Consider the following 12,281-nt stretch of genomic DNA (forward strand, 5'->3'; position numbering starts at 1 on the left):
TTACAGTCGTCCCGTCCGTCTCCAACGGAGCAGCAGCTTCAACAGAGCAGCAGAGAGTGGCGAGCACACGGTGGACGTGCAGAAGAAGCTCGACGAGATCGTCGAAGCGGTCGGGAACGCCCGCGCCATGCCCATGTCGGCCTCGTGCGTGGTCAACCGCGCCGAGCTGCTCGCCATGCTCGAAGAGGTGCGCGAGGCCCTGCCCGGCTCGCTCGCCCACGCCCAGGAGCTGATCGGCGGCCAGGAGCAGTTCGCCGAGCAGGCCCGGCAGGAGGCCGAGCGGATCATCCAGTCCGCGCACGCCCAGCGCTCCTCGCTGATCGCCGAGACCGAGATCGCCCGCCAGTCGCAGAGCGAGGCCGACCGGATCCTCTCCGAGGCCCGCCGCGAGGCCGAGGAGGTCCGGGCCGAGGCCGACGACTACGTCGACAGCAAGCTCGCCAACTTCGAGGTCGTCCTCACCAAGACCATCGGCTCCGTCGACCGCGGCCGCGAGAAGCTGCTCGGCCGGGGCCGTGGCCTGGACGAGCAGGGTTACGAGGACCCCGACTTCACCGAGGCCCCCGAGCGCAGCGCCGACCCGGAGACGCTGAAGCAGCGGGCCGACGCGTACGTGGACGCCAAGTTCGGCGCCTTCGAGGCGGTCCTCGCCAAGACCCTGGAGGCGGTCGGCCGCGGCCGGCAGAAGCTGCACGGCCGCCTCGCCACCGACGACCTCGGGGCCCACATGGCCGCCCAGGACGCGGCGGGCGCCCAAGGCCACACCAGCGACGCCGACTACCTGACCGGCCTGGCCGAGCTGGCCACGCCCGAGCCCCGGCAGGCGCCTCAGCAGCCGCTCTACCAGGAGCAGCCGCAGCCCACGCAGGCCGGGCCGACCTACGCGCAGCCGGAGTACGGACAGGCCGAGTACGCGCAGGCGTCGTACGGCTACCAGGAGCAGCAGGCGCAGGACCCGTACGGCTACCAGCAGGTGCCGGACCCGTACGCGGCCTACCAGCAGCCCGCCTACGACCCGAACCAGTACGCGCCGCAGCCGCAGCAGGCCCAGCCCGACTACGGCTGGCAGCAGCAGCCCCAGGCGCCCGCCCAGCAGAACCAGGGCGCGCTGGACGAGACCAGCCTCTTCGACACCGGCATGATCGACCTGGAGCAGCTGCGCCGGTACGAAGAGGGCCGCTGACCCCGAGCGCCGACGGGCCGAACTGGTCCGATTGGGTGCTGAGCGGTCCGTCCAGTATCCTGAATCCTCGGTCGCGCATAGGTCCGTGATCTCGGCTGCCCGTTTCGCCTGACGAAGCGGAGACGGTACGGCTCAGGACCGGAAGACGGCCCCTCCCCTCAGCAGCGAGCACGACAGCCATGATCCGAAAGCAGGAGAAGCCCTGAACGGCAACCTCGACCACCGCAGCCCTCTCGTGTTCGATACGCGCGAGCTGGGTCGGCGTCCTGGTGCCATGAAGCGGCTCTCCCGCACGGTGGACGCACCCGGTTCACCGGTCCTCGGGATCGACGGCGTCATCGGTGTGCCGGAAGGCGCGCCGCTGGAGCTGGACCTCCGGCTCGAGTCGGTCATGGAAGGGGTGCTCGTCACGGGGACCGCCCGTGCGAGCGCCGAGGGGGAGTGCGTAAGGTGTCTGGAGCCGCTGACCGTAGAGGTCGACGCGGATTTCCAGGAGATGTTCTCGTACCCTGACGCCGATGACCGGGGCCGCCCTGCGGACCCGGCCGACGACGCCGAGGACGACGAGGACAGGTTCTTCCTCGAGGACGGCTTGTTCGACCTCGAGTCAGTGCTGCGTGACGCGGTAGTGCTCGCACTGCCCATGCAGCCGGTGTGCAAGGAGACCTGTGCCGGTCTGTGTTCCGAATGCGGAATCAGGCTGGACGAGAACCCGGACCACCACCACGACGCCGTCGACATCCGTTGGGCGGCACTGCAAGGACTCGCCGAGACCGTTCAGGACGGCGAGAAGGACAACATGGGCGGCGCCGAACCTGGCGTCGACGAGAAGCAGGAGAAGTAGCCGTGGCTGTTCCGAAGCGGAAGATGTCGCGCAGCAACACGCGCCACCGCCGGTCGCAGTGGAAGGCTGCGGTCCCCACCCTGGTTTCGTGCGAGCGTTGCCAGGAGCCGAAGCTCCAGCACATTGCGTGCCCGAGCTGCGGCACCTACAACAAGCGCCAGGTCCTCGAGGTCTGAGCGGCTGGTGAGAGGCCCGATGTCTGAGTTGTCCAGCGCCAAGAAGCAGGCAGACAACGTCAACACAGCCTCGTCCCCCACGCTTCTGGAAGGGCGGCTCGGGTATCACCTCGAGTCCGCCCTTCTGGTGCGTGCGCTGACCCACCGTTCGTACGCGTACGAGAACGGCGGTCTGCCCACCAACGAGCGGCTCGAATTCCTCGGGGATTCGGTGCTCGGCCTGGTGGTCACGGACACGCTGTACCGCACCCACCCCGACCTGCCCGAAGGCCAGCTGGCCAAGTTGCGGGCCGCGGTGGTCAACTCGCGTGCGCTTGCGGAAGTGGGCCGCGGCCTCGAACTCGGCTCCTTCATCCGGCTCGGCCGCGGTGAAGAGGGCACGGGTGGCCGGGACAAGGCTTCCATCCTCGCCGACACACTGGAAGCAGTGATCGGCGCGGTCTATCTCGACCAGGGCCTCGGCGCGGCCTCGGAGCTGGTCCACCGGCTCTTCGACCCGCTGATCGACAGGTCCTCGAACCTCGGTGCCGGCCTGGACTGGAAGACCAGCCTCCAGGAGCTCACCGCGAGCGAGAGCCTCGGAGTCCCCGAGTACCTCGTCACGGAGACCGGCCCGGACCACGAGAAGACCTTCACTGCTGCTGCTCGCGTCGGTGGTGTCTCGTACGGCACCGGCACCGGCCGTAGCAAGAAGGAAGCGGAGCAGCAGGCGGCCGAGTCCGCCTGGCGCGAGATCAGCGCCGCCGCTGAGGCACGGCAGGCCGCGGAGAAGTCCGCCGCGGCCGACGGAGGGGCCGCCGACACCCCTGCCGACCCGTCGCCGGACACGGACGCCGCTCCGGCCTGAAGCAGAACCCCGAACCCCTCGGTGCGCACGCGCACCGAGGGGTTCTCCCTGTCCCGGGGAGCCGGTCCTGTGCTCCCGTACTGCCGTCGTCGTGTCTGGAGTGGTCCACCGTGCCCGAGCTGCCCGAGGTCGAAGTCGTACGCCGGGGCCTGGAGCGCTGGGTCAGTGGCCGGACCGTCACCGATGTCGAGGTCCTGCACCCGCGCTCGGTCCGCCGGCACCTGGCGGGCGGGGTCGACTTCGCGGCCCGGCTGCGCGGGGTCCGGTTCGGTACGGCGATGCGGCGCGGCAAGTACCTCTGGGTGCCGATCGACGAGGCCGCCTCCTCGCTCCTGGGCCACCTCGGCATGAGCGGCCAGCTGCTGGTGCAGCCCACCGAAGCGCCCGACGAGAAGCACCTGCGGATCCGGCTGCGGTTCGACGACGCGCTCGGCACCGAGCTGCGCTTCGTCGACCAGCGCACCTTCGGCGGCCTCTCGCTCCACGACCTCACCGCCGACGGCCTGCCCGACACCATCGCGCACATCGCCCGGGACCCGCTCGACCCGCTCTTCGACGACGCCGTGTTCCACACGGCCCTGCGCCTGCGCCGTACGACGGTCAAGCGCGCGCTCCTGGACCAGTCGCTGATCAGCGGCGTCGGCAACATCTACGCGGACGAGGCGCTCTGGCGCGCCAAGCTCCACTACGACCGGCCGACCGCGACCCTCACCCGCCCGAAGTCCGCCGAGCTGCTCGGCCACGCCCGGGACGTGATGAACGCGGCCCTCGCGCAGGGCGGCACCAGCTTCGACAGCCTGTACGTCAACGTGAACGGCGAGTCCGGCTACTTCGACCGCTCGCTCGACGCGTACGGCAGGGAGGGCGAGCCGTGCCGCCGCTGCGGGACGCCGATGCGCCGGCGCGCGTGGATGAACCGGTCCAGCTATTTCTGCCCGCGCTGTCAGCGGCCGCCGCGCGTCTCGTCGTAACGCGTCCGGGCGGCGAGTACGTCGTCCATCCGTCCTTCGACGAGATGGATCAGCCCGAGGAGCCGCTCCGCGACCTCGCGGCCGAGCGGGGTCAGCTCGTAATCCACGCGAGGCGGGTTGACCGGCTGCGCCTCCCGCAGCACGAGCCCGTCGCGCTCCAGGGCGTGGAGCGTCTGGGAGAGCATCTTCTCGCTGACCCCGTCGACCCGGCGGCGCAGCTCGTTGAACCGGAGGCTGCCTTCGTACAGCGCGCCCAGCGTCAGACTGCCCCAGCGGCCGGTGGCGTGCTCCAGCGTGGAGCGTGAGGGGCACTGCCGGGAGAAGACGTCGAAGGCGAGATCGTCCGTATCGCTGGCCATATCAACAGCTTACGCCCGCATAGCGCTCACCTTGAGGGAGCGCTGTGCGGGCGTAAGCTGTTGGGCGCCTGCGGGTCAGAAGCCGAAGTTCTGGACCCACCACGGGCCGCCGGAGCCCTCGTGGATGCCGATGCCGATCGTCTTGTAGTCGCAGTTGAGAATGTTCGCGCGGTGGCCTTCGCTGTTCATCCAGCCGTCCATCACGGCCTGGGCGTCGGCCTGGCCGCGGGCGATGTTCTCCGCGGCGAGCCCCTGCACACCGGCCTGCGCGGCCCGGTCCCAGGGAGTGTCGCCGTCCGGGTCGGTGTGGTCGAAGAAGCCGCGGGCCGCCATGTCCTCGCTGAAGTTCTGGGCGAGCGAGGTGAGTGCGGTGCTGGTGGTCAGCGGGGAGCAGCCGACCTTCGCGCGCTCCTGGTTCACCAGCGCCAGCACTTCGGCGCGGGCGGAGGTGTCGGACGGCGAAGGAGCGGGCTTCTTGCTGGGCGGCGGCGGGGCCACGGTCTTCTTCGGCGGGGCCGGGGCCTTGGTCGCCGGGGCGGTGCTCTTCTTCGGGGCCGTGGTGGGCGCCTTCGACTCCTTCGACGCCGTGGCGGCCGGCTTCTTGGTGGGCGTTGCGGAGGAGGGTACGGCCGACTTGGACGGGGTTTTCGAGGCGCTGGTGGAGGGCGACTTCGAGGGCGTCGTGGACGGTGTCGTGGACGGCGACTTCGAGGCGGCCTTGGACGGAACTTCGGGACGCTCGCTGCCGCGGCTGGCGGGGGAGGAGGAGCGGTCGGCCGGGGCGCTGGAGCCGCCCTGCTGCGTCAGCAGGTCGGGCGCGCCGCCGGTGCGCACCTGGTCGGCGGCGGTGGAGCCGCCCGAGGTGTAGGTGTCGCCGCCCGGGAGCAGGCCCGAGGCTACGGCGACCGCGCCGACCGCCATCGCGGCCGAGGCGCCGAGGAGTCCGGTGCGCACGGGCACCGCGGACTTCTTCTTCCGGCGCGTGCCCCGGTGCCGCGAAGCTGCTCCGGCCGCGGGCTCTTCAGCGGCGGGGCCTGCGGCGGATCGTCGGTGGCGTCCCATGCGCTGTGCCTTCCTGATGCTCCGGATGTCGCGGCGACGTCACCCGATAACCGGTCGATCTTGATCCCGATACTCACCCGATCGAGTGAGGCTATTGCGACGGGACTGTACGCCATGGCTCAAAGGGGCCGCCGTGCTCTTGGAGCAATTGGCCGGTTAGCGTTCGGGCATGAACGAAGAAGCACGGCTGGTCGTCTGGGTACGCGGCCGAGTGCAGCAAGTAGGCTTCCGCTGGTTCACCAGGGCAAACGCTTTGGAGATCGGCGGACTCGTGGGCTTTGCACTCAATCTCGACGACGGCCGGGTGCAGGTGGTCGCCGAAGGATCACGTGACAATTGCCACCGCCTGCTGGATTGGCTGCGCTCCGCCGACACACCCGGGAGCGTGGACGGCGTCACTGAGATCTGGGACACCCCGCGCGGCGGTTACGAAGGATTCGCCATCCGCTGATACGGGCTCGCGCCGGCGCCTTCGATCCGCTCGGTGAAGGCACCGCAGCGAACGGTCACGGACCGGCCTGCCGGAGCCTCGCACCCGAAATGACCTGCGAAAGGACCGCGCGGCGGCCGATGGTTGCCAGATGCGGCATGTCGTGCAAGGCTGCGGCATTGACGAAGATCCTCACCCCGGTCGGGGTCCCGCAGGAGAGTCGCGCCGCATGATCGTCCGGCCGCGCGCCCCCGGGACACCTGGCTCCACAGGGTGTGATCGTGTTGACCGTCAAACTTTTTGGTGAGACGCTGAAAACCCCGCGCACCTTAGCTGTTCGGTAGAGCTGATATGCAGCAGAACCGCAGTGGTGACAGAGCCCTGCCGAGCACCGCGGGTGCGATCCCCTGACGACCCACACCGCATCGGTCGGTCACTCATTGTGGAGGACCATCCATCATGGCAAAGGCGCTTCTCGGTTACGTCGGCGGTTCCGACCCGCGACTCCTCGCCGAGATGCGACGGCTTCAGCAGCGCGTCCAGGACCTGGAATCCGAGCTCAACCGGATCCAGGACGAGAACGACGCGCTCAACGCCGCCGCTCAGCACCAGGAGTCGTTGCTCGACAGCATCGACATCGACGTACCCCAGGGCGAGCCTGCGCTGACCTGACCGGTGGCCCCATCGGGCCGGTCGGGCTGAGCAGTGCTCATCAGCCTCGGAACATCTCTCCATATCTGATCCGTCCTGCGTCACGGATCGCCGTCCCCGGACGACCGGCTCCCTGACCGACAGGGCCGCCTGTGTCCGGACACCGGTAACGCATCCGCTCGGTTGCCGTGGCGATACGCCGTGCAGGACCGCACGGATCGGGCAACAGGATCACGCGCCAGGATCCACGCACCAAGATCTACAGGGACGCCTCGGCGTCCCTTTTTTCTTTGCCCGGACCCCCCGGCCCCGGCCGTACCCCCCTCGCCTACCGTCTGATGTGCCCTGCACCTTCATCACCGAAACCGAGCGGGAAAGGTAGAGTCCGGCGGCGTGCACCTCAAGGCCCTGACCCTGCGTGGTTTCAAATCGTTCGCGTCCGCCACCACCCTGCGGTTCGAACCCGGGATCACCTGTGTCGTCGGGCCCAATGGATCGGGAAAGTCCAATGTGGTGGACGCCCTCTCCTGGGTCATGGGAGAACAGGGCGCGAAATCCCTGCGCGGCGGCAAGATGGAAGACGTGATCTTCGCCGGGACGACCGGGCGGCCTCCGCTCGGCCGCGCCGAAGTGTCGCTCACCATCGACAATTCCGATGGTGCACTGCCCATCGAGTACGCCGAAGTGACGATCACGCGGATCATGTTCCGTAATGGCGGCAGTGAATACCAGATCAATGGTGACACCTGCCGACTGCTGGACATCCAGGAACTCCTCTCCGATTCCGGTATCGGCCGCGAGATGCACGTCATCGTCGGCCAGGGCCAGTTGGACTCCGTCCTGCACGCCGACCCGATGGGCCGCCGGGCCTTCATCGAGGAGGCGGCAGGCGTCCTCAAGCACCGCAAGCGGAAGGAGAAGGCGCTCCGGAAGCTCGACGCGATGGGCGCCAACCTGGCCCGCGTCCAGGACCTCACCGACGAGCTGCGCCGCCAGCTCAAGCCGCTCGGCCGGCAGGCCGCCGTCGCCCGCCGGGCCGCCGTCATCCAGGCCGACCTGCGCGACGCCCGCCTCCGCCTCCTCGCCCACGACCTGGTGACCCTCCGTGACGCGCTCCGCGACGAGATCGCCGACGAGGCCGAGCTGAAGAAGCGGAAGGACGCGGCGGAGGCCGAGCTGAAGGCGGCGCTGTCCCGGGAGGCCGAGCTGGAGGGCGAGGTACGGCGCCTCGCGCCGCGGCTCCAGCGGGCCCAGCAGACCTGGTACGAGCTGTCCCAGCTGGCCGAACGGGTCCGCGGCACGGTCTCGCTGGCCGACGCACGCGTCAGGAGCGCCACCGAGGCGCCTTCGGAGGAGCGCCGGGGCCGCGACCCGGAGGACCTGGAGCGCGAGGCCGCCCGCATCCGCGAGCAGGAGGCGGAGTTGACGGCGGCCCTGGAGGCGGCCGAACACGCGCTGGAGGACACCGTCGCCCACCGCGCCGACCTGGAGCGCGAGCTGGCCGCCGAGGAGCGCCGGCTCAAGGACGCCGCCCGCGCCATCGCCGACCGACGAGAGGGCCTGGCCCGGCTGAACGGCCAGGTCAACGCCGCCCGCGGCCGGGCCGGTTCGGCGCAGGCCGAGATCGACCGGCTGGCCGCATCGCGCGACGAGGCCCAGGAGCGGGCGGTGACCGCTCAGGAGGAGTACGAGCAGCTCAAGGCCGAGGTCGAGGGCCTGGACGCGGACGACGAGGAGCTGACCGCCCGCCACGAGGAGGCCAAGCAGGCCCTCGCCGAGGCCCAGGCCGCCCACAGCACCGCCCGCGAGGAGGCGACGGCCGCCGAGCGCAGGCGGGCGGCGGTCGCGGCGAGGCACGAGGCGCTGGCCCTGGGGCTGCGCCGCAAGGACGGTACGGGAGCGCTGCTCGGCGCCCGCGACCGGCTCGCCGGGCTCCTCGGCCCCGCCGCCGAACTGCTCACCGTCGAGCCCGGCTACGAGGTCCCGGTCGCCGCCGCACTCGGCGCCGCGGCGGACGCGGTGGCGGTGACGGACCCGGCGACGGCCGCCGAGGCGATCCGCCTGCTGCGCGAACGGGACGCCGGGCGCGCGGCGATGCTGCTGGGCGGCGGGCCGGCGGAGGGCGTGGTCGCCGGTCACGTACCGGAGCAGGCTGGCGCACACGTGCCGGGCGAGGAGTATGCCGCCGCCCAGCTGCCGGCGCAGAGCGGCACACCCGGCGGCACGGAGGCCCGTGTGCCGGGCGGTACGGAGACCGAGGCCGGCGCCCACGGCCGTACCGGAGCCGTCACCACCCTCACCGCACCCGCCGTCGCCGACCTCCTCGCCGGCCCCGCGTCCCTCATGGACGCCGTCCACCGTCTCGTACGGGACACCGTCGTCGTGGCCACGCTGGAGGACGCCGAGGCCCTCGTCGCCGCGCACCCCGGGATCACCGCCGTGACCGGTGAAGGGGACGTGCTCTCCGCGCACTTCGCGCACGGCGGGTCCGCCGGTGCGCCCAGTCTTCTGGAGGTGCAGGCCTCCGTGGACGAGGCCGCCGCCGAGCTGGCCGACCTGGCCGTGCGGTGCGAGGAGCTGGCGGAGGCGCAGCGGCTGGCGGGGGAGCGGCGGACGGGGTCGGCCGCGCTGGTCGAGGAGCTGGGTGAGCGGCGGCGGGCGGCCGAGCGGGAGAAGTCGGGCGTCGCGCAGCAGCTCGGCCGGCTCGCCGGGACGGCCCGGAGCGCGGCGGGCGAGGCCGAGCGGATGACCGCGTCCGCCGCCCGCGCCCAGGAGGCGCTGGAGCGGGCGGTGGAGGAGGCGGAGGAGCTGGCCGAGCGGCTGCTGGTGGCCCACGAGGCGCCGGTGGAGGAGGAGCCCGACACCTCCGTACGGGACCGGCTCGCCGCCGACGGTGCCAATGCCCGCCAGACCGAGATGGAGGCCCGGCTCCAGGCCCGTACGCACGAGGAACGCGTCAAGTCGCTGGCCGGACGCGCCGACGGGCTCGACCGGGCGGCCCGCACCGAACGTGAGGCCCGCGCCCGTGCCGAGCAGCGCCGGGCCCGGCTGCGCCACGAGGCTGCCGTGGCCTCCGCCGTCGCCTCGGGCGCCCGTCAGCTGCTGGCGCACGTCGAGGTCTCCCTCGTACGGGCCGACCAGGAGCGGACCTCGGCCGAGGCGGCCAAGGGCGAGCGGGAGCGCGAGCTGGCCGCCGAGCGGAGCCGGGGCCGTGACCTGAAGGCCGAGCTGGACAAGCTCACCGACTCCGTCCACCGCGGCGAGGTGCTCGGCGCGGAGAAGCGGCTGCGCATCGAGCAGCTGGAGACGAAGGCCCTGGAGGAGCTGGGCGTGGAGCCGGCCGGGCTCGTCTCCGAGTACGGCCCGGACCAGTCGGTGCCGCCGTCGCCGGCCGCCGAGGGCGAGGAGCTGCCGGAGGACCCGGAGCATCCGCGTAACCTGCCGAAGGCGTTCGTACGCACCGAACAGGAGAAGCGGCTGCGGTCGGCCGAACGGGCGTACCAGCAACTCGGGAAGGTGAATCCGCTCGCCCTGGAGGAGTTCTCGGCACTGGAGGAACGGCACCAGTTCCTCTCGGAGCAGCTCGAAGACCTGAAGAAGACCCGGGCCGATCTGCTCCAGGTGATCAAGGAGGTCGACGAGCGGGTCGAGCAGGTGTTCACCGAGGCGTACCGGGACACCGCCCGCGAGTTCGAAGGCGTCTTCGCGCGGCTCTTCCCGGGCGGCGAGGGACGGCTGATCCTGACCGACCCGGAGAACATGCTCGCCACCGGAGTGGACGTCGAGGCGCGTCCGCCGGGCAAGAAGGTGAAGCGGCTCTCGCTGCTCTCGGGCGGCGAACGGTCCCTGACGGCCGTGGCGTTGCTGGTCTCCATCTTCAAGGCGCGGCCCAGTCCCTTCTATGTGATGGACGAGGTCGAGGCCGCGCTCGACGACACCAACCTCCAGCGGCTGATCCGGATCATGGAGGAGCTCCAGGAGAGTTCCCAGCTGATCGTCATCACCCACCAGAAGCGGACGATGGAGGTCGCCGACGCGCTGTACGGCGTCTCCATGCAGGGTGACGGCGTGTCGAAGGTGATCAGTCAACGGCTCCGCTGACCCGGTCGGCCTGGCCGCCGACTTTTTACCGAATCATCAGAGGTTCGACGCACCATTTCTGCGGACCTGGGTACACGTCGCTCCGACCCCACTGTTTGACTTCGTTTCTTGAACGCATAACCTCTGCAAAGTTGATTTCGCCTTCAAGTGGTGGCGGGCCGGATGTTGTGCCCCACTGGGAAGGCTCACCCCCCCACGTCTGACTTGCGGCCAGGCATCAGGAGTTCATGTGACCAGCGCAGCGAACGGACCGGCATCCGGAGCCCGAGAGGCCCATCCGGACCACCTCGGCCATGTCATCTTCATCACGGCGGCCGCGGCGATGGGCGGCTTCCTCTTCGGTTACGACAGTTCCGTCATCAACGGGGCCGTCGAGGCGATCCGCGACCGGTACGACATCGGCTCCGGGACGCTCGCCCAGGTCATCGCCATCGCGCTGATCGGCTGTGCGATCGGCGCCGCCACCGCCGGCCGGATCGCGGACCGGATCGGCCGCATCCGCTGCATGCAGATCGCCTCGGTGCTCTTCACCGCCAGCGCCATCGGTTCCGCGCTGCCGTTCGCGCTCTGGGACCTGGCGATGTGGCGCATCATCGGCGGCTTCGCCATCGGTATGGCCTCCGTGATCGGCCCGGCCTACATCGCCGAGGTCTCGCCGCCCGCCTACCGCGGCCGGCTCGGCTCCTTCCAGCAGGCCGCGATCGTCGTCGGCATCGCCATCTCGCAGCTGGTCAACTACGCCGTCCTCCAGATCGCCGACGGCGACCAGCGCGGTGAGATCCTGGGCCTGGAGGCCTGGCAGTGGATGCTCGGTGTGATGGTCGTACCGGCCATCCTGTACGGCCTCCTCTCCTTCGCCATCCCCGAGTCCCCGCGCTTCCTCATCTCGGTCGGCAAGAAGGCCGAGGCCCGCAAGATCCTCGAAGAGGTCGAAGGCGACAAGATCGACCTCGACGCCCGTGTGGCCGAGATCGAGACCGCGATGCATCGCGAGCACAAGTCCTCCTTCAAGGACCTGCTCGGCAACCGCTTCTTCTTCCTGCCCATCGTCTGGGTCGGCATCGGCCTGTCGATGTTCCAGCAGCTCGTCGGCATCAACGTGGCGTTCTACTACTCGGCGACGCTGTGGCAGTCCGTCGGCATCGACCCGACCGACTCGTTCTTCTACTCGTTCACCACCTCGATCATCAACATCATCGGCACGGTGATCGCGATGGTGCTGGTGGACCGGGTGGGCCGCCGGCCGCTCGCGCTGGTCGGCTCGGTCGGTATGGCCATCGCGCTCGCCGTCGAGGCGTGGGCCTTCTCCGCCGACCTGGTCGACGGCAAGCTGCCGGAGACCCAGGGCGTGGTGGCGCTGATCGCCGCCCACACGTTCGTGCTCTTCTTCGCGCTGTCGTGGGGTGTCGTCGTCTGGGTCTTCCTGGGCGAGATGTTCCCGAACCGCCTGCGCGCCGCCGCGCTCGGCGTCGCCGTCTTCGCGCAGTGGATCGCCAACTGGGCGATCACCGCCAGCTTCCCGAGCCTGTCCGAATGGAACCTCTCGGGGACGTACATCATCTACGCCTGCTTCGCCGTGCTCTCCATCCCCTTCGTGCTCAAGTTCGTGAAGGAGACGAAGGGCAAGACGCTGGAGGAGATGGGCTAGTCCCTTTCA

At 70.3% G+C, this 12,281-nt stretch carries 11 protein-coding genes; 9 read left to right on the top strand and 2 right to left on the bottom strand.

Annotated elements, in window-relative coordinates:
• Window positions 1-70 precede the first annotated feature (70 nt).
• The 5 genes from ABZ267_RS29280 to mutM all read left to right on the top strand — a co-directional run bounded on the left by ABZ267_RS29280 (window position 71) and on the right by mutM (window position 4,021).
• Window positions 71-1,183, top strand: a complete 1,113-nt coding sequence (locus ABZ267_RS29280; protein WP_356752683.1) for an ATP synthase F0 subunit B — start codon at window positions 71-73, stop codon at window positions 1,181-1,183.
• Between the two features lie 235 nt (window positions 1,184-1,418).
• The gene (locus tag ABZ267_RS29285) at window positions 1,419-2,027 is read left to right on the top strand and encodes a DUF177 domain-containing protein (protein ID WP_356752685.1); all 609 of its coding nucleotides are present in this window, start codon (window positions 1,419-1,421) and stop codon (window positions 2,025-2,027) included.
• A 2-nt stretch (window positions 2,028-2,029) separates the two neighbouring features.
• A complete protein-coding gene (gene rpmF / locus ABZ267_RS29290) occupies window positions 2,030-2,203 on the top strand; it encodes a 50S ribosomal protein L32 (RefSeq protein WP_003965982.1) in 174 nt (57 codons plus the stop codon).
• Between the two features lie 19 nt (window positions 2,204-2,222).
• Window positions 2,223-3,050: a ribonuclease III gene (rnc, locus tag ABZ267_RS29295; protein WP_356752687.1), complete on the top strand. Its 828-nt coding sequence runs from the start codon at window positions 2,223-2,225 to the stop codon at window positions 3,048-3,050.
• A 110-nt stretch (window positions 3,051-3,160) separates the two neighbouring features.
• Complete coding sequence (gene mutM / locus ABZ267_RS29300; protein WP_356752689.1) at window positions 3,161-4,021, top strand: bifunctional DNA-formamidopyrimidine glycosylase/DNA-(apurinic or apyrimidinic site) lyase; 861 nt, start codon at window positions 3,161-3,163, stop codon at window positions 4,019-4,021.
• Here mutM and ABZ267_RS29305 read toward each other — a convergent pair.
• Together ABZ267_RS29305 and ABZ267_RS29310 are read right to left on the bottom strand one after the other, a co-directional pair.
• A complete protein-coding gene (locus ABZ267_RS29305) occupies window positions 3,994-4,380 on the bottom strand; it encodes a helix-turn-helix domain-containing protein (RefSeq protein WP_356752691.1) in 387 nt (128 codons plus the stop codon). The genes mutM and ABZ267_RS29305 overlap by 28 nt on opposite strands.
• A gap of 75 nt (window positions 4,381-4,455) precedes the next feature.
• Complete coding sequence (locus ABZ267_RS29310; protein ID WP_356752692.1) at window positions 4,456-5,442, bottom strand: CAP domain-containing protein; 987 nt, start codon at window positions 5,440-5,442, stop codon at window positions 4,456-4,458.
• 169 nt (window positions 5,443-5,611) lie between these two features.
• Between ABZ267_RS29310 and ABZ267_RS29315 the strand changes: the two genes are divergently transcribed.
• From ABZ267_RS29315 to ABZ267_RS29330, 4 genes are all read left to right on the top strand, one after another.
• Complete coding sequence (locus tag ABZ267_RS29315; RefSeq protein ID WP_356364007.1) at window positions 5,612-5,893, top strand: acylphosphatase; 282 nt, start codon at window positions 5,612-5,614, stop codon at window positions 5,891-5,893.
• Window positions 5,894-6,331: 438 nt separating this feature from the next.
• On the top strand, window positions 6,332-6,544 hold the full coding sequence (locus ABZ267_RS29320; protein ID WP_003965973.1) for a hypothetical protein: 213 nt from the start codon (window positions 6,332-6,334) through the stop codon (window positions 6,542-6,544).
• Between the two features lie 372 nt (window positions 6,545-6,916).
• Window positions 6,917-10,624: an AAA family ATPase gene (locus ABZ267_RS29325; protein WP_356752695.1), complete on the top strand. Its 3,708-nt coding sequence runs from the start codon at window positions 6,917-6,919 to the stop codon at window positions 10,622-10,624.
• A 229-nt stretch (window positions 10,625-10,853) separates the two neighbouring features.
• Window positions 10,854-12,272 (top strand): sugar porter family MFS transporter, encoded by a 1,419-nt coding sequence (locus ABZ267_RS29330; protein WP_356752697.1) that lies wholly within the window; start codon window positions 10,854-10,856, stop codon window positions 12,270-12,272.
• Window positions 12,273-12,281 lie beyond the last annotated feature (9 nt).

The sequence above is a fragment of the Streptomyces sp. NPDC006174 genome, assembly GCF_040614075.1.
In the GTDB taxonomy this organism is placed as follows: Bacteria; Actinomycetota; Actinomycetes; order Streptomycetales; family Streptomycetaceae; genus Streptomyces.